We start from the raw sequence: 17456 nt of genomic DNA, 5'->3' as shown, positions 1-17456 counted from the left end.
ACAGGCCATGGTCATCCATGATCTGACTCCTTGACCGCTCTTCTCCACCGGTTTCCGACCCGTGTACCCGGGACGGTGGGCGCACCCGGACTACTCTCGCCCGACATCACCGGACCTTGGGCCTTGGGAGGGCTGTTGGGTGCGTAGCGGGCCAGTGAACGGTTCACTGCGTCCTGATGCGAGCTCTTCCACCAGGGCAGGGTCTTGATCAGGGTTGCTCGTGCCCCGGAGGCAAAGACCACGGCGCGGCCCCGTTCCATCTCGGCCAGATCCGAAACATCCAGGATCCGTTCCCTGCCCTCCTGTTGGGAACTGCCGGGCCCTGCACGTCCGGCGGATCGGGAAACACTGGTGTATGAGTAGTCGCCGATCAGGTCCGAGACGGTGCGTAGGAAAGCGTCTTCTTTTACTCCTCCTCCATAGACGACGACGTTGGCGGCCGACCAGATTTTCCGCATCCCGGACTCGCCCCACAACTCGACGCCCTGGGACCAGGACTGCAAAATGGCCATGACGATGATCCCGCGCGAACCGTAGTGGCTGAACAGTTCCGGTAGTCCGGCCCAGCGCACGACATTGGCCAGCTCATCCAGGGCGAACACGGCTGGGACGCGCAGGCGGCCACCGGTCCGGGTCGCGTGCTCTTCCAGAGCCTCGGCCACTGCCGCGGTCAAGGCGGTGGTCAGCGGTGCTGCACTGCCTACTCCTTCCCTGGAGAGTACATACAGGGTCTGGGTGGAGGTGGCGAAGTGGGCGGGTTCGAACCGGGGTCGGGGGTCGGTGGCCAGCGTGGTGCCGGGTTGGGGTGTGACCCAAGAAAGTGTTTGGCGGTTTTTCAGGCATTGGAGGATTTTCTCTGCGGTGCCAAAGATCCCATCTTTTTGCTTCTCGGTTAGCCGCATGATCGATTGCAGGCCGGTGGCCTGTAGAGGGTAGTTGTTCTCGGTGAGGAGGTCGATGGCGTGGTCGCATTCTTGGGATGCGATCCATACGTACGCTTCGATGATCGAGAGGTTACCAAGGGTTGCGGCGAGGAAGAGGGAGGAGATCAGGTCTTCGGCTTTGGGGTCGAAGTAGGCATCGGTTCTGGCGCCGGTGATGCGGGAGGCTACGGCGAAGTGGTGGGTCAGTTTCGCTGCCTTGTCTTCATCGGTGACGTAGGACAGGGGGTCCCACCACCAGGAGGGTTCTTCGTGGGCGATCTGTTGCGGGTCAAAGACCCAGACCGGGGCCGTGGCCACACGGGTACCGCGGGTAGCGTCCAGGACATCACGCTTATTCGAGGTGGACAGGACACAGCCTGGTGCATCCAGGATGGCCGGGATCACGCGGGAGGCTGACTTACCGACCCTGGGCCCCCAGATATCGAGGGAGAGGTCTTCCCAGCCTTGGTAGAACGGCTGGTTGGTGGACACGACGGTGCCGACGAAGAGGCCCGGGGTGCCGGTGACGCCGAGGCGTTTCGCGGTCTTGGTGGCGCCTTTGGGCGTGTAGGCGGCGATGTCCTGACCCCGGCCCAGATATCGGGCTGCCTTATCCACCCGCGGTGTGCTCCTGCTTCTCCCGGACCGGGTTCTGAGCACACCGATACTGGCGGCCAGGAGGGCCAGCATGATGGCTAGGGTGATGGCGATGACGGTTCCCTGGACCGGCCAGAGAAGGCTTCCATCGACCAGCCCTCGTAGGACGGCCGGGAAGCTGGTGGGTGGCTCGGGGTCCCCGGCCAGCCGGGCACCGAGCTGGAAAGACACCCAGCCGCCACCCAGAATGAGCAGCACCAGCGACACCAGGATGAACGGTAGTAGTGCCTGGCCGGAGGTGCCGCTGGTTCCTTTGCGGTTGGGTGCACTCATGGTTCACTCCTCGTTTTCGTGCGGGCGGGGCCCCACGGTGAATCCTGGTTCCTGGGCTGACCCAGGTTCTTGGCTGAGCCCGGGCATGTGGGGGAGCCCTGATTCTCGGGTGAGCTCGGGACTCTGGGCGGAACCCAGGCTCTGGTTGAAGGCCTGGCTTTGAGTGGTGCCATGGGATTGGGCGGTTGCCGGGGGTTCCCGAACCACTGGAGTGCTCGGGACGGGGGCACCTGTGTGTGGGGCGCCGGTGTGAGGACCAGCCGCGGCGCCATGATCAGCCCCGGATTCATGAGCGGTCTGTGCCTGATGATCGGCCCCGGAGTGATGCTCGGCCCGGGTGTGGGTTTCGGTGATACTTCGGGCATCGGTAATGTGCTGGGCCCGCTCGGTCTCGGTCAGCGTCATCTGCACCGCGATACCCACCCGCCCCGGGATCTTCAGCAGGAACTTCCCTGCCCCGGGCGGCGGCACTGGACGTCCATCGGCCGCACGCTCCTGCTTCCACGACGGCGGAGCATTGAAACCGGCCACCGTGTCGATCTCCCGTTCATTCAACGGCTGCACCTGACTCAGATCCTGCAAATCCTCCCGCGACAAGGCCATGATCCCCAGCACCCCGGAGCGTTCGGTGAAACCCTTGGCCGTAGCCCGGTCCTTGGCATTGGGCAGGGACAGGAAATCCTTAGGGGAGTGGGTGATTTTCAATTCAGCGACACCCTTGCCCCGGTTGGTGCGCCCAATCCGGTCTACCCGGTCGATGATCCCCTCGCAGGCACGCATCGGATACCAGAACTCATCCTGCATCGCGAAGTACCCGCCCCACTGGATGGAGGGGTCGTGGCGGGAGAGTTCGTAGTGGGCGTCGATGGAGGAGAACCCGATGCTCCAGGTCGCCAACATGGCTGCCGAGAGCAGCTTGGTGTTCGATTCGGGGATCGATGAGGTGTCGAAGCAGAACCCGCCCGGGTTTCCCACCTCCACCCGCACACTGGCCCTCCCGCCGACCAGTGAGCCCATCTGCCCGGACATCACCGCGCGCAGGGACAAATGCAGTTGCCGGTATTCGCTGGTGAACTGCACCTGGTCGTGGCAGACGGTCGCCGAGAGCACCTCGGGTGGCGGATCCATGAACGCGGTGAGCAGATCCCCCATCCACGGATGGGATGTGCGGGTAATTACCGAGCGGATCAATTCACCCAGGGCCGCATCCTCACTATCCGAGAGGGGTGTTCCGCGACTGATCTGAACCACCAACGACACGGCATCCACCGCCTTACCCACGGCCTGGCGATGCATCTCCTGGCCCAGCAGGCCACCGACTTTCGCCGCCGCATCACCGAGCGCCCCGAGGTCCAGCAGGTTGATTCTATCGGTGCTGTCCGGTCCGATGCGGATCACGTTTCCGCCCATGGCCGCAACCGCGTCCCCGTGCTCGTTCTTGATCGGATCGAACACTGCCGGGGCGATGCCGCGGGCCGCCATCGAATACATGAAGCGTTGGGACAGGGAGGATTTGCCGTTGCCGTTGAGTCCGAAGAGCATCATCGAGGGGGAGGAGATCAGCCCGGAGTCATACCAGATCTTCGGATCCCCACACACCGCGGTCCCCACATGCATATCCCTACCCAGCGGGGTGCCGATGTTCGGTCGGGAGGTGCCGGCGGCGAACGGGTAGATCCCGGGTAGTTGTGCTGAGGTGGAGTACCACTGCGGGGGCTGTGGGACTTTGCCCCACCGGCCTCCACCGAAACCGGTGAATCCGCGGGCGGTTCGTTGGTGTTTCATCACAACACGGCCCTGAGCCAGAGCGGGGTGGTGGTGTAGGTCCAGGGCAGCACACCGAAGGGCAAGGTGGTGTGGAACGCGGCCGATCCCGCGTGCTCCACGAACCGGTAGGGCATCAGCAACTGCCCCATCAGGGATTTGATCTGGTTCAGCGCGTCCCGGTAGGCGTCCTGGTTCGCTTCGAAGGTAATGGTGACCATCAGGGAGAACAGTGCCAGCCGGGCGCCCTGGGCGAGTTCGAGTTCCGTCTGTTCGGCGACGGCCTTGTTCTTGGTATCGAAGGACGTGGCCCGGCCCCGTCGGGTGCTGATCTTCCAGTCGGCGGTGCTCACTAGCCGGTTCACGGTGCGGGCGGCGGTTCCCGGGTCCACCGGCCGGTAGAGGATGGCGACGCGTTTGCGCAGGAACTTCGGGTTGGGTCCAAAGAGTTGGTCGAAGGAGCGGGCAGTGATCTGGGATTCGGGCGGGATCGTCATCATCAGGGTCATGGAGGCCACCCCGTCATGAAAGACAACCCGGCCGCGGGAATCATCGAAGAACTCCGGTCCGGACTGATCCCACGCGCGGGCGGCTCGTAGCCCGGTCAACGCGTCCAACGCGAGTTCCTGGTCGCGGGCCGGCTGGTAGGCCAGATGCGCTATTTCGGCCAGCTCCGCTTCGATGAGGGGCTTGGGTGCTCCGGCACCGGCACGGGTGAGCATCTGGGATTGCTGGGGCAGGCGGGCCGCGATCTCGGCCACCGCCGGGGAAAGGTCCTTTGCGGTGGCCCCCAGAGCCTTGGCATCCCAGATCATGGTTGCGTACACGTTGAGCACCGAGGAACGGGCCGGCAGGGTGCCCACGGCCTCGTTCAGGACACGTTTGGCGAAGGCAGGGGCGTTGGGTGCCACGTCTGCCCGGACCGCAGCGCAGGTGCCGGCGGAGGACTCGGAGGCCGAATCGACCACGATGGTGGCTCCGGCCAGGCCGGTATCGATGCTCAGGGAAGAGATCCAGGAACCGAAGTGGGCGACCTGGTTGTTGATCACCGATTGTTCCTGCATGGCGGCCCCGTCGGGGGTGCACCCGAACACGGCGGCAATCTTACCGACGGCTTTGTGGTGCAGGAGCGTGTAGTCGCGGTTCAGTCCGTCCACACCGCTGAGGGTGTCCACGTTGAGCAGGGCGCCGGGGAGGCGCTGGGCGGCTTCCAAGGGCAGCGTGGAGAAGGGGCCGGTGACGTAGAACGATTCTCCGCGCCGGTTACGCCCGGCCAGGGAGATCCGGTCGCTGACCTTGGTGAAAAGGGTGCTTCCGGCGAAGGGGATCAGGGTGGTCAGGACGATCAGGAAGGTGGCCAGCAGGGTGATCAGGGCCAGTGCGTAGGCTTCACGGACCAGCGCCAGGAGCACCAGGACGGTTCCGATGCCGCACACGGTCAGGGCTCCGAGGCTCAGGCCGAAGAGGCCCGGGGCGGTGGGTTGGAGCCAATTGCCGAATTTGTCTTGTCCGGGGTTCGTACTCATGGCCCGACCACGTCCCTTCCATCAGCTTCGGCGGCCCCGTTGGCAACGGCCTGGGTCAGGGATTGAACGGCGGCGGTCTTGGCTTCACGGGCTGGGGTGGTGCCGGTCGTGCTGCTGGGGGAAAAAGTTGGGGGTGTGGTGGGGGCTCCGGCAACAGGGGAGGATCCTGCTGGGGTCTGGGCAGGTATCGAGGAACTCTCTGATCCGGCAGTATTCGGGAGCTGACTGCCCCTGGTGTCGTGCTGGTTTCCAGTGGTCTGGTTTTCTCTGGTGGGTGATCCCTGGTTGGCCTCCGACGCGGTCCCCGAGCTGGTCCCGGTCGTGCCCACGGGTGTGGGGGGTCTGTTGTGGCCGGACTCGGCCGGTGACACGGTAGTGTTTCGTCCGGTCGGCTGGGAACCGGTCCTTCCACTCCCACTGGCCGGAACAGTGATCCCGGTGCCGGCGGGGCCCGCATCATCGGGCGGCGTGTCAGTAGCGGGTCCTGAATCTCCCGACAAGGGACTGCCCGAAGAGGGCCCGCCGGAGGGCGGAGAACCATCCTCCGGTGAACCTCCCGTGCTGGTGGGCCCGGACCTACCCGTGCCACCGGCCGTTGACGGGACCAAGCCGGCCGTTCTACCCATGCCGGGACTCTTGGCCGCGCCACTGGCCATGGCCGTGCCACCACCGGAAAGCACCGCTGTCCCGGCGGCTACACCGGCCCCGGCTAGCGCGGCCGCCCCGGCCAAGGCCATGGACCCTCCGGCGGAGCTGCCCAACGCCGCGGTGCCCGGGGCCAGCAGTCGCATCATCGCCGGCAGCGCCACCACGGCCAGCACGATAAGCACCAGCCCGTTAATGGCCCCACCGATCCCATCCTCACCGGACTTCGTCTTCCACGCATACGCATAGACGATCGCGGCGATCGGCTTATAGAGGGCGAAGGCGATGATCCACGTGGTGATCTTTGAAAATGCTTGTGAGCCCCCGCCGATCATCGACGCGGCGGCAGCCGTCGGCCACACACCCACCAGCAAGGGAATCAGGGCCGAGCGCACCAGCATGATCCCCCACTGGATGATGGTGGCAATGATGCCAAAGACTCCGGCCAGGATCGCTAACCCGGGCGAGGCGGCCACCAATCCGGCAACGGGGATCTGTGCTCTGGCATCGGTGGTGATTCCGGCGCTGTCGAGGATCCAATCGGAGAACGAGTCCCCGCCGGCCAACACCACTTGGATCAGTCCGACCCCCAGTGTGCTGACCAGCACGACGGTGAACAGGGCCTTGACGACCTTGACCGCTTTCTCACCGCGGTGGTGGAGCACGGTCCAGATCGCTGCGACCATGAGCCCGATCACCGCCAGGAACGCGCTGATGGTTTCGAGTTGGGCGGTCAGCCAGGTGACGGATCCGGCGTCCAGATCCACGAGTAGGCCCACGTCCAGCCAGGAGGTAAGGAATTCCTTGGTGATCGAGTCCCACCCGGACATCATCGATTCTGCGAGGTTTTGCGCCGCGGAATCGGCCACGGAACCCACCGCATCACCGACTTTGCATCCCACCCATTTAAGGGGGTTGCCGCAATCAGGCACCGCTGTCACCCCATTCCACGAAGTCCCCGCGCTGGGGTGCAATCGGTTGCCCGCGGAACAAGGATCCGTCATCGAGGACTTCCTGTTTCCAGTCCCCGTTGACCCAGCGGAACGAGAGGGGGAGCCCGGTAAAGCTGGTAGCCGTATCTGGAGTCGAAAAGACGAGGGTCACTTGGGCGTGGTTCGGTGTGAAGGAATCAACAATGAACCCGGAGTACGAAATCGGCGATATTTGTCCAGTCAGAGGTTTGGACATCTGGATGTCTTTGCCCGGTGAATCAGCCAAGTACAACTCCAACGCCTGCTTCTCGTCGAGGATGTTCCCAGTGCTGTTAAAGCTCACGGCCAATAGTGCGGCGCCGAGGGGGGAGCGAGCGAAGCAGACCCCGAAGCCGTCCTTCATCTGGGTCGGACCATAGGTGTCAGACACCGGCCAGGTCCACCCGTCCCGGGCCTCCCAGCGCAGATCCGATGGCATCTTGGGGGTGGCCGACGTATCTCCCACAGGCACGTTGCAGCCCTCCTGGGTGGCCGGGCCAGAAGTAGCGGTTGAGGGAGTGTCGGTGAGTAGCGGCGCGGGTTTCGTCGGGGTGGTGAGCAGGATGATGGCCATGCCGGCGATGAGCGCCAGGATCAGGACCGAGATCCATAAGGTGATCTTGTTCCATCGAGCGGAGAGCTGCCGCGGGTTCTTCAGGGAGGACATGACGGGCTCTACTTTTCTAGAATCCGAGGAAGATCGGGGCGATCAGGCCTGCCAGGCCGAAAAGTACGGCGCCGGCGATCCACCAGCCGGCTTTTTCCATGAAATCGGCGCCCTGCCCGTGACGGTGGGAGAAGAACAGGGTAATGGCCAGGATCAGCAGGCCTATGACGGCAATCCCTCCGCCAATGCCTTGGACCCAGAGCTTCACGGTGTCGATGGCGTCGGTGACCTCCGGGGGGAGGGGTTTGGCCTCGGTGAGGACGTTCACGGCGCGGGCGGTGAACCGGGTCAGGGGGTTCATGGGGTTTCTCCTTCGATGGGGACACCCTGCCGGGTGAGCGCGGTGGTGAGTTTGGTGAGTTCCTTCGCCGGGATATCGGACGGGGCGATGTGATCGGAGCGTTTGAGCAGCAACCCCGGAACCCACGGGACATGTACGGTGGGGATGGCCCCGCCTAGGATCCGCAGCTCGGCCATGATCTGCCGCGGCGCCTTCCCTGGCCCGGCCGGGACGACCAATGCGAACGTGAAGGCCTCCGTCCCCTGCGTGGACAGCGCATGTCTGGCTGCGGCTATCCCATCGACGCTGGCCCGCAACACCAGGACTACCGGCCCAGTGAGCTCCCCATTCCTGTTGCTGGTGCACCAGGCTTCCAACGTGCCCCCGTCCACAGCTTCCAAGATCCGGGACCAGACCGTGGCCCCGGCCCCGCCGTGGACCGAGACCAGGACCGGGTGCAGACCGTACCGTACCGGCAGATTTTTCCCGGCAAACGCCGTGGAAGGTGCAGTGGCAGGTTCCGGGGTCCACGCTCTGGAAGGCTCCGCGGATGAATCGATAGGTGTGGTGGTGGTTGAGCTGGGGTTTATCGGAGGGGTGGTGGACTGCTGCGTGGTGGGGACGGAGCGTGCGGCCTCGAGCCACGGGTTGGTGTGCTGGCCGGTGTCCAAATGCTGGTCCATGCTCATCACAGCCCTTGGGATACGGCGGCCGCCGCGCGTAGCCACGCCCGCCGGGAAGCAGGTGAGAGAGCATCATGGATGATGCGACCGGACTTCAGGGCCGGGTCGAAGGGCACCGTGAGGACCGCACGGACGTAGGGGCGGAAACCCTCGGCGATGCGTTGGGCCATCGCATGCTCCCGGGGTTGCCACTGGGAGATGATGACGACGGCGTCCCGGGCCAGCCGGGCAGCGTGTTCATCGCGTTCTTGTAGTGCCTGGAGCATCAGCAGGGCGGCCTCGGCCCGGTCCTCCATGGTGGTGGTGGGCACCACCAGTTGATTGGTGTGGGCGATCATCGAGGTCCAGTCCGAGCCGCGGTCCACGTTGCCCGAGTCCATGACCAGCAGGCGGTAGTACTTGGCTGCGACCTGGTGGATGATTTCCACATCATCCCCGGTCATGATGTGGGTGCCGACGAGGCTGTCATCGGAGCGCAGCACGTCGAACTTGTCCGCTGGTTGGTGGTGCACGTACCGGGCGATGTCCCCGGAAACGGCGGAGGCTGCCAGTAGTTCCGTGCTGTTCTGAAGAGCATCGAGCACCGTGCCTTGGTGGTCGCCTTGTTCGGTGCGCCAGCCCAGGGTGCCTACCTCGGGATTCCCGTCATAGGCCAGCACTCCTCCACCGCCGTGGCGGGCAAAGACCGCTGCCAGGTTCTTCACCGTGGGTGTTTTGTTCGCTCCACCCTTGCGGTTGGCGACCATGATGGTGCGGGTACCGGGCCAATGCCGAGAGACCGCCTCGATGTCCGCGCGCTCCTCCTGTTCGGCATCCGAGGGTTCGATGTTGATGCCCACAGCTGAGAGCCAGCGGCGGACCCCCTGGGCATGTAGGGGATGTGGGGGAGGGGTGCTCAGGAAGGATTCTGCCTCCCGTAGGGCCCTGCGGGTAGTTGGCGCCGCTCCGGCGATCAAGGGATCACCGGGTCCTCTTGCGGAGGTCGCGGAAAGGTGGCTTGGCGGTAGCGATGCGCTCTCGTGATCCGGTGTAGCACTGATGCTTGCACCAGTACCCGGTGCGGTGCTGATTCCCTGTGCAGAGATCGGTTCGGGCGGGGGTACCTCGCTGGCCATGGCAGCGGCAGTGGCAGGTGTCTGAGGGCTTGGGGCGCCAATGTCTTGGACGGAATCTGGGGTAGCTGGCTCGTCTTCCTGCTCGACCTGCCGGTCCGGGGAAACCAGCAGCCCGGTGAGTCCGTTCTCATCCATGGTGCTGACTCGTACTGGACGTCCATGGGCGATAGCGATTTCAAACAGGCGGGTCATCAGCAGTGTGCGCATCCGGATCGCATCATCGGCGGCGAAACGTTCCTCAATGCCGTTGACACTCAGCACCCCAGTGTGATCGGCGTTAATGATCGCGCTGATGACGGGTTTGTTCTGTATCAGAGACTGGTCGATGGTCATGGAGAACCTCTTTCATCACTGTGCTGAGTCAGAATCAATAGAAGCCCGGGCGGTCACCGTCTTGACGGTGGTCGGCAGGGCTGTCGGCCTCGGGCCGGCTTGCCGGGCGGGGACTGGTTCGATGGCTTGCACCAGCCACCTCGCGCCGGGGCCGGACTGGGAGAGGACCAGGCGCCACGGGCCGTCATTGGTCGTGAAAACCACGGTGACCAGCTGGGGGTTGTGTTCCTCCTGGCTGGCGATCGGGTTGTGCTGGACCGTATCGAAGGGGATGCGGGCAGGGTCGATGTATTGGGCTTCCTCGGCGTACTCCGGGGACAGGTAGGGCAGCAGGTCGGTAAACCAGCGCCGCTCCGGCAGCTGGGGCCGGGCGAAGAGGCCCATGACCTGAACAGCAGCGGCCTCGGCGCCCGAGCCCCCGGTCATGAACGGGCTCGTGGTGCTCCCAGAGGTGGAGCTGGGCCCGGGTGTGGGCGGGGTTTGGGTCGTTGGTGCCTGGCGCGAGGATTCTTGAATCCCGGTTGCTGCGGGAGGTGCCTCGGAGGCTGGTGTTTGACCGGTGAGCAACGCACAACCGGACAGCGCCAAAACGCCGAAACCAACTCCAAATACAACCCTGAACCCGGTGGCGGCCAACCTCAGCCCCCGGACAATGAAGCACTGCACGATGGTGTTCATCAGAGGACTCCCTGTGCCGTGAGGATGGGTGCGGGGTCAATGGCGTAGCCGAAGGTGGGCTTATTCGCTGGCGCGTCGGGTGTAGCGATCTGGAAGTGCAGGTGGATGCCGGTGGCATTTCCGGTGGATCCCTCGGTACCCAGGGGCGTGCCGGCGGCTACGGTGTCCCCGGAGCTCACCTGCAGGCTGCCGTGGACCAGGTGGTGGAACTCGAAGACCAGCCCCGGGGCATCGAGCTGCTTGGCAATCACATAGGTGCCGTAGGCCGCCTTCCAACCCTGGCCCTGTTCTGCGACGGTGATTCTCATGTCGGTGGGGGCCAGTACGGTCGCGTTGGCGCCCCGGGCCATGTCGATGCCCTTGTGCTCGGTGGTGGCCGCGTTGCACAGGGCACCTGCCGGGCAGGTCCGGGAACCGAAACCGCTGGTGATGGTGGAACCGGGCAATGGGCTGACCCAAGTACCGTTACGCAGCATGCCGATGGTCTTGACGGAGATAGAGGCATCGGGGCAGTTGCCGCTGGCGCTGATGTTTTCCAGGTTCGCGGCCGATAGGGCTTTCACAATGGCCACAGCCGACGCGCGTGAGGGGGTGTAGTGGTTGGGGTCCGCGTTGCGTTGGACCCGGTGAATGGCCAGGCTGGGTTCGAGGTTCTGCCATTCTTTGACTGTGGTGAGGGCTTTGAAAAAGCTAGTGGCACTGGTGCGTGGGTCCATGCGCTGTGCATAAGAGCCCCACATGCCGTTATCGCGCTGCTGGAACAGGCCGCGGGAGTCGGGTCCGAGCTCATCGCCAAAGTCGATCATGGTGAGGGAAGATTCGCCGATGGCTGCTTGCACGCCCAGGATCTGGGCCGCAACAGGCAGCTCGAGATCCGTGGCGGCGTCCATGATCAGGGCGGCATTTTTCAGCTGGGTGCCGGAAAATCCGGCCACCGTCGTATTCCCGGCCGGTAGGGCAGCTGGTGTTTGGGCCCTGTCGGCACAGGTGCCGGTAGCGGAGGGGCTGTTGCTGGTGCCCAGGACCAGAAGGAGGAGGATTGCCACGGGGCCAAGGAACACTATGATGATGACCAGGATGATGCCGCCGGTCTTCGAAGCCTCCATGAAATCCCCCAAACGACGGGTGTTTCGGCTGGGCGGGTATTGCCGTCAAGTCGCTACGCGTAGCGTATCAATAAATATAGAAACTTGGCTATTGGTTATTTTGGTAAAAATCGTGTCAAGTGCCTGGCGCACATCCATGGCGATCAGCTGTGCGTAAACTCGCGGTGTGCATACCAGCAAGCTTCACACCACGGCCAAGGTCATTTCCGATATTGGTTCCCCGACGATCGTTGCCACGCTCTTTCTCATCGGCCTGCCACTGATCCATCCCGAGATCTCCTGGGCTCATGCGGCGCTGGCGACGTTATTTGTCACGCTGATTCCCACCTTGGCCCTTATTCTCATGCGCCACCGCGGCATGGTCGGGGACAGGCATGTGACCGTTCGATCCCAACGGGGCCCGATCATGGCCGTGGCAGGGCTCTCCATCATCCTGGGCCTGGTTCTATTGGTACTGACCAGTGCCGAGAAGCAATTGTTCGCCGAAGTGGGCGGGATATTCCTGGGCCTGGCGGTCTGTTCGGCGATCACGGTTTTCTGGAAGGTCTCCATCCACGGTGCGGTGGCGACCTATGTGGGACTGATGGCTACCGCCACGATTCCCCTCGTAGGTCCGGTCATTGCCCTGCTGTTCTCCTCGGTCATCGGGTGGTCCCGTGTGCAACTTGGACACCACACCCCCGCCCAGGTCCTGGTGGGGCAGGCCGTCGGGTGTGCCGTCTACCTAGCCAAGGTCTTGTTGTGGGGCAGCTGACGGCGCGACTGGAGGAAAGCGATCATGGGGCCCAAGGACACCAGCAGAATCGCAGCGTAGAGAAAGACATCCACCCAACCTCGTACCGAGGGGAACCAGAACTCCGCTAGGTGAATGAACGGCACCGGCACCACCAGGAAAAACCCGACGCCAAGAAACCAGAAGGCGATGCGCTGACCTTGGGGAAGCAGGGAACCGGTGGCTTCACGGAACAAGGGCCTCAACAGCACCAGGCTGCACAGCATGGGGTAGAGGAAGCTGAGCGACTTGTACGCGACGACCAGGGCCTCACCACGATAGGCGTTCAGTCCCATGGAAGAGCTCGGCACATCGGCCAGCACGAAAGTAATTACCATCAGTGCCGAAATAATGATGAGGAGAATCAAGCTCATTTTGCCGGCGATGAGGGCCGCCAGATCCGGCCGAGACAGGGCCAGCGCGACGTGCTGGCACCCAAAATACAACACCAGCCCAAAGAGCAGGTGGGACAGGAGATTAGCCCAGTTGGCCTGCCCCAACAAGCCGTCGACGAGGGAGTAGATCGGTGTGATGGCCAGCAGCAGACACACCACGATGAGGATATGGGCAACCCACAGGAGCCTGTTGCGTCCGTGCAGGGCAGCGGAGGTCCGCGCAACAGCAGAGATTCCCAACGGAAGGGCAACGGCCAAGGCTACCCAATCGCTTGAATGCATCAGCCCAGTCCTTCCTTGAAGGCGTTTACCCGCTTTTCGAACTTGTTTGCCGCCGTCACTCTATTCTCCACCACCGTCAGCAGCTCCGGGATGGGACGAGCTGAAAGGGCTTTGCTTCGCGCGTTCGCACTCCACCCTGCTTCTTCGGGGCTCAGGGCCCCGGCGGTCACGAAGGCACTGGACAGGGGGGTGCCGGCAAGTCGGGCGAACGTGATGGCCAGTGGGACTTTCAGTACCCCACGCAAACTTGAGGCAAGATTCGAGGAGGAGAGCCCTTCTGCGTCGCAGACCTTTTTGCGCAGCGAACCCGGATCGATCGCGTCCACCCAGACACGGGAACCATCGCTAAAAACAACGTCACCGAGGGAATCTTCGCAGATCTTTTCCCCCCGATAGGCCTTGCCAACACCCTGGAGAAGTTCAGGCCAGTCGATGAACGCCAGGACTTCGACGGGGTCGGGCTCACAGGCCACAAGATCGGAGTATTCACTGAACTCTTGCAGCACCTCCAGCGGGTTCAGCGAGAGGGAGCGGGCGATGGCTATGAGGGAGAGCTCGGGAACGTTGCCGCGTCTAAATTGCTGGTGCAAGGTGATGCGGGAGATATCCGCTTGCGTTGCCAGCTGGGAAATCGAAACACCAGGGGCGGTGGCTTCAAGCCACTGCCTGACCTGCTGGTTATCGACGGGCATCTTCATCCCTATCCTGGTAGTTGACGTTCCTAGCTATCCTACTCAACCGTGAAGTCATGTCTTTGTGCAAAGCATGTGGTCAGGCGCTGACCCAGTGACAGGGGGCGTGTTCCCGCAGGGAGGTCCTTGCCTCGAGCTGGAAGCCACCTCGGAGTGTATTGAAGGAATTTTATCGCCGACTGCAGCCGATCGCTCCTGCTTGAGATGAAATGGGGTAGGGCGCTTCCTTTGAAGGTGATCGGGATGGCTTGAACAGGACGGTGTTGCCCGAAGGAACCACCGGGTTTCGCAGGAGGTGTAAAGCGCTAGGGATTCCACATTAGGGGTCTTCTGAAGCCAATGTTTTGCGGGATCTCCATAATGTGATGCCGAATCTATCGCCTCAAAATTGTGCCAACCGTTGTACCGATGGTCCCCAAGGCCATGATCCGAAATGCCCGCCCTGTGGTGAAGAAGTACCTGGTGCGGCGCGGCTTCGGACGCCATTGCTCGACTTGCGGCGAGGTTCTCAGGAGTCTGCTCGCAGCAGGACCAGTGTCTTGTGGACGCGACGGGCGCGAGTGTCTTCGCTCTTGGCCTCTTCGATTGATCTCGCATGCTCTTTGCGTTGACTGTATGGCAGTTTCTCCCATGCGGCGGTAGCCCCCGGATCCTCTGCTAATAAACGACTCAGCGCCTCGGGTACCTTTACCTCGCGCGGCGCATCGTCGCGATATATCGTGACCTCGACAATATCGCCCCCAGCGAATCCGGAGGCCGCACGATGGGCGGCACTCAGGCCGACCAGGTTCAGTCCGCCCATGACCGCGGTGGTGTTGCGGTAGCTGTATTCGCCATTGATGGTGACGATGACGGGGACGCGCTTTCCGCCCAGTTCGATGAGCACTGCATCCGGAATGACGATGCCGACGTTATTGCCGCGCTGCAGCAGCTCGGTGGTGAAGCTGGGCATCGTGCAACCCTTCCGTTGGTCCGTGTCTGAACACATTCTAGAGCCTGCAGAGGGGCTCGGGAGCTGTGCAGGAGTCAACGTCTTGACCTGAGGCAGCACGGCGAAAACCGTGTTGAACTGGCTGACTCGGATGGACAGCCCAGCCATCATCGAATAAAGTAAATAAATGTGTATTTTAATAGTGCAATGTGCTTACCTTACATAATCTACACTATCGGCTTAATGAATCGTTTTATCTAATTACATATATAGAAGAATCGGGTGCACTGTCGGACGCGAGACTACAGAGGCGGCTACCCCGGACTTTTTCCTTGCGCCAGGCAGTCGCTGATGAGGGACGCAGAGCGAAACGTGGCAAAAACGGCGCGGGGCGGGCAAGGAATATATTCCTTGCCCGCCCCGCAGATTCATTTTCTGTGTTCAATTCATGTACTGCACCGGTCATCTCAAGCTGTCGACGACCGGGTACTGCTGGTGTTGCTGGTCCTGCTCCGGTCGTCTCAAGCTATCCGACGACCGGGTACTGCTGGTGTTGCTGGTCCTGCTGCGGTCGTCTCAAGCTATCCGACGACCACGCCCATAGGTTGCTGCTGGTACTGCTGCGGTCGTCTCAAGCTATCCGACGACCACGCCCATAGGGTACTGCTGGTACTACTGCGCGGGTATCCCACAAAGGAGGCAAATGCTGAACCGTCCCGGGTTTGATGCCGCTGTCTTTTTTGAGAAAGATGGCAACCATGCCCAAGAAATACCCTGCCGAAGTTCGTGACCGTGCCGTGAACATGGTCCTGGATCGAATCACCGAATATCCATCGCTCTACGCAGCATGCAAGGCACTGGCCCCGAAGCTGGATGTCGGCGCCGAGTCCTTGCGCCGTTGGGTGGTCCAATCCCAGGTGGACTCAGGCGAGAAGGACGGCCCAACCACCGATGAGATCGATGAGCTCAAGCGGCTGCGGGTCGAAAACCGGGACTTGAAGGAAGCCAACGAGATCCTGAAAGCGGCATCGATTTTCTTCGCGAGGGAACTCGACCCTCGCCGCCGCTGATTTGCCGTTTCATTGACGAACTGAGAGCCAAAGGCCATGCGGTCGAGTCGATCTGTTCCGTCCTGCGAGAGCAGGGCGTGCAGGTCGCCGCACGGACCTACCGGGCCTGGAAAACACGACTGCCGGCACTGCGGGCGGTCGAGGACACCAGGGTCATCGACACGTTACGCGCACTGAACATCCCAGACGCCAAGGGGCGGCCGCGGCCGGAAATCCTCTACGGTCGCCGGAAGATGACCGCGTGGCTGCGCCGCAATGACTTCCCTGAGGCCTCCAAACACACCGTGGACCGGCTCATGCGAGACGAAGGCATGAACGGGCTTGTCCGTGGCCGCAAGACCCGCACCACCATCCCCGGCAAGGACGGAAAACGCGCCGGGGACCTGCTGAACCGCAATTTCCAGGCCAGTGCGCCAAACCGGATTTGGGTCACCGATTTTACCTACGTTCCGGTGTATTCCGGGTTCGTTTACGTCGCGTTGGTGATCGACCTGTATTCGCGGGCCATCGTCGGTTGGGAAACTTCCACGGTCAAGGACACCGCCTTCGTGGAGCAGTGCCTCAAGATGGCACTATGGCGCCGAAAAAACGCCAATAGGCCGGTTGACAAGGGACTTCTGCACCACAGCGATGCGGGCAGTCAGTACACCTCGATCCGCTACACCGACACCCTGGAGATTGAGGGACTGATCCCTTCGATCGGCAGCGTCGGGGATGCGTACGACAATGCGGCCGCCGAAACCGTGATGGGACTCTTCAAGAACGAAGCCGTGGCCAAGGGTTCACCGTTCCGAACCGGGGCCCTGAAGACTGAATCCGACGTGATTGAGGTCGTCTTCGACTGGGTTCACTGGTACAACAATGAGCGCTTGCATTCCACTTTGGAACACCAAACCCCGGAGGAATTTGAGCGAACCTACTATGCTGAAATTTCCGGCTCGTTACCCGACGCTGCCGCCCACAAGACGGCGGCATGATTTCCGGGACGGTTCAGGGAAACGCTTGAGTATCATGGTTGGTTGGTTATCGGAGGGGTTACGGGGGTTGTAAGCCACCGAAATTGCCGAGCCAACCCGAACTGTGTCCCATAGGTCCAAGGGCAACTCCACATCGGTGCCGTATTCCTGTGTCTGGTCATCGGGAGTGAAGGTGTAGTCAATCAAAAAGTACTTACTAGAGGTTCTGCCTCCGTGCACGATTTTGCTGTGATGCTTAGTGATCGTGGCTGTTGTTTGTATTCCTAATTGTGTGAGCTCGCGTTTTTCGACGACGGACGTGGTCAACCAGATGCAAGGTAACAACACGACTGCAACGCACACGGAGATGGCAACGAAATAGACTACGAAGGTTGCGCGTTTTCGTTGCCGTTTCTTGGGCAGGGGTCTCTTCGGCTTCGGCCTGGCTGTCGTACGGGCGCGGGTATTCATCGTTGGGCGGGGAATCTTTGATCCATTCTCTGTGGGTTGCCCTGAAGTATGGGCGTTCTTCGTAGCTGTGGGCCAGCCAATGCCAGGTTATGGTCAAATAATCGACTGTTGAAATGACGGTGCCGCAGACCGCGTACAGCTGCCTTGCTGACCGTTAAACGCAGCATCAAGAATGGCGATCATAGTGATTAGGCGCTAAACTACGTGATTTTTCGAAGGCAGAACGCGTGGCACGTCCCGGAAGCTGAACGGCCGCCGGGCACAAA

Annotated in this window: 16 protein-coding genes; 2 read left to right on the top strand and 14 right to left on the bottom strand. The window is 62.3% G+C overall.

Annotated features, from left to right (window positions below):
- Positions 1 to 11: 11 nt before the first annotated feature.
- The 10 genes from E9229_RS18335 to E9229_RS18290 all read right to left on the bottom strand — a co-directional run bounded on the left by E9229_RS18335 (position 12) and on the right by E9229_RS18290 (position 11621).
- Entirely contained in the window at positions 12 to 1853 is a 1842-nt protein-coding gene (locus E9229_RS18335; RefSeq protein WP_183513218.1) for a type IV secretory system conjugative DNA transfer family protein, read from the bottom strand.
- 3 nt (positions 1854 to 1856) lie between these two features.
- Positions 1857 to 3638, bottom strand: coding sequence for an ATP-binding protein (locus E9229_RS18330; RefSeq protein ID WP_183513217.1), 1782 nt, complete (start codon positions 3636 to 3638; stop codon positions 1857 to 1859).
- A complete protein-coding gene (locus E9229_RS18325; RefSeq protein WP_183513215.1) occupies positions 3638 to 5143 on the bottom strand; it encodes an SCO6880 family protein in 1506 nt (501 codons plus the stop codon). The genes E9229_RS18330 and E9229_RS18325 overlap by 1 nt, the downstream gene beginning before the upstream one ends.
- A complete protein-coding gene (locus E9229_RS18320) occupies positions 5140 to 6657 on the bottom strand; it encodes a hypothetical protein (protein ID WP_183513214.1) in 1518 nt (505 codons plus the stop codon). Before E9229_RS18320 ends, E9229_RS18325 begins: the two co-directional genes overlap by 4 nt.
- 55 nt (positions 6658 to 6712) lie before the next feature.
- On the bottom strand, positions 6713 to 7426 hold the full coding sequence (locus E9229_RS18315; protein ID WP_183513213.1) for a hypothetical protein: 714 nt from the start codon (positions 7424 to 7426) through the stop codon (positions 6713 to 6715).
- Between the two features lie 16 nt (positions 7427 to 7442).
- A complete protein-coding gene (locus tag E9229_RS18310) occupies positions 7443 to 7727 on the bottom strand; it encodes a TrbC/VirB2 family protein (protein ID WP_183513212.1) in 285 nt (94 codons plus the stop codon).
- Positions 7724 to 8389: a hypothetical protein gene (locus E9229_RS18305; RefSeq protein ID WP_183513211.1), complete on the bottom strand. Its 666-nt coding sequence runs from the start codon at positions 8387 to 8389 to the stop codon at positions 7724 to 7726. The genes E9229_RS18310 and E9229_RS18305 overlap by 4 nt, the downstream gene beginning before the upstream one ends.
- Positions 8390 to 8394: 5 nt before the next feature.
- Positions 8395 to 9837: an AAA family ATPase gene (locus E9229_RS18300; RefSeq protein WP_183513210.1), complete on the bottom strand. Its 1443-nt coding sequence runs from the start codon at positions 9835 to 9837 to the stop codon at positions 8395 to 8397.
- A 15-nt stretch (positions 9838 to 9852) separates the two neighbouring features.
- Entirely contained in the window at positions 9853 to 10263 is a 411-nt protein-coding gene (locus tag E9229_RS18295) for a hypothetical protein (protein WP_183513209.1), read from the bottom strand.
- A 251-nt stretch (positions 10264 to 10514) separates the two neighbouring features.
- Positions 10515 to 11621: a M23 family metallopeptidase gene (locus E9229_RS18290; RefSeq protein WP_183513208.1), complete on the bottom strand. Its 1107-nt coding sequence runs from the start codon at positions 11619 to 11621 to the stop codon at positions 10515 to 10517.
- A gap of 166 nt (positions 11622 to 11787) precedes the next feature.
- Here E9229_RS18290 and E9229_RS18285 point away from each other — a divergent pair, with 166 nt between their 5' ends.
- On the top strand, positions 11788 to 12375 hold the full coding sequence (locus tag E9229_RS18285) for a phosphatase PAP2 family protein (protein WP_183513207.1): 588 nt from the start codon (positions 11788 to 11790) through the stop codon (positions 12373 to 12375).
- Here the strand turns inward: E9229_RS18285 and E9229_RS18280 are convergent.
- From E9229_RS18280 to E9229_RS18270, 3 genes are all read right to left on the bottom strand, one after another.
- On the bottom strand, positions 12342 to 13070 hold the full coding sequence (locus E9229_RS18280) for a hypothetical protein (protein WP_183513206.1): 729 nt from the start codon (positions 13068 to 13070) through the stop codon (positions 12342 to 12344). The genes E9229_RS18285 and E9229_RS18280 overlap by 34 nt on opposite strands.
- Positions 13070 to 13768, bottom strand: coding sequence for a hypothetical protein (locus tag E9229_RS18275; protein WP_183513204.1), 699 nt, complete (start codon positions 13766 to 13768; stop codon positions 13070 to 13072). The genes E9229_RS18280 and E9229_RS18275 overlap by 1 nt, the downstream gene beginning before the upstream one ends.
- Before the next feature lie 502 nt (positions 13769 to 14270).
- Positions 14271 to 14714, bottom strand: coding sequence for a YdeI/OmpD-associated family protein (locus E9229_RS18270; protein WP_183513203.1), 444 nt, complete (start codon positions 14712 to 14714; stop codon positions 14271 to 14273).
- A 737-nt stretch (positions 14715 to 15451) separates the two neighbouring features.
- Between E9229_RS18270 and E9229_RS18265 the strand changes: the two genes are divergently transcribed.
- Positions 15452 to 16740, top strand: a protein-coding gene (locus E9229_RS18265) for an IS3 family transposase (RefSeq protein ID WP_183513202.1) whose coding sequence is annotated in 2 segments (ribosomal slippage) — positions 15452 to 15725 and positions 15725 to 16740 — 1290 coding nt in all. Because the reading frame shifts where the segments join, the coding sequence is not laid out codon by codon here.
- Here the strand turns inward: E9229_RS18265 and E9229_RS20140 are convergent.
- Complete coding sequence (locus tag E9229_RS20140; protein ID WP_183513201.1) at positions 16705 to 17190, bottom strand: DUF3592 domain-containing protein; 486 nt, start codon at positions 17188 to 17190, stop codon at positions 16705 to 16707. The genes E9229_RS18265 and E9229_RS20140 overlap by 36 nt on opposite strands.
- Between the last annotated feature and the right edge of the window lie 266 nt (positions 17191 to 17456).

Source organism: Paeniglutamicibacter cryotolerans, assembly GCF_014190875.1.
GTDB classification, from domain to species: domain Bacteria; phylum Actinomycetota; class Actinomycetes; order Actinomycetales; family Micrococcaceae; genus Paeniglutamicibacter; species Paeniglutamicibacter cryotolerans.
The sequence above is the reverse complement of the archived record's forward strand: the minus strand, read 5'-3'. Positions and strand labels throughout refer to the sequence as shown.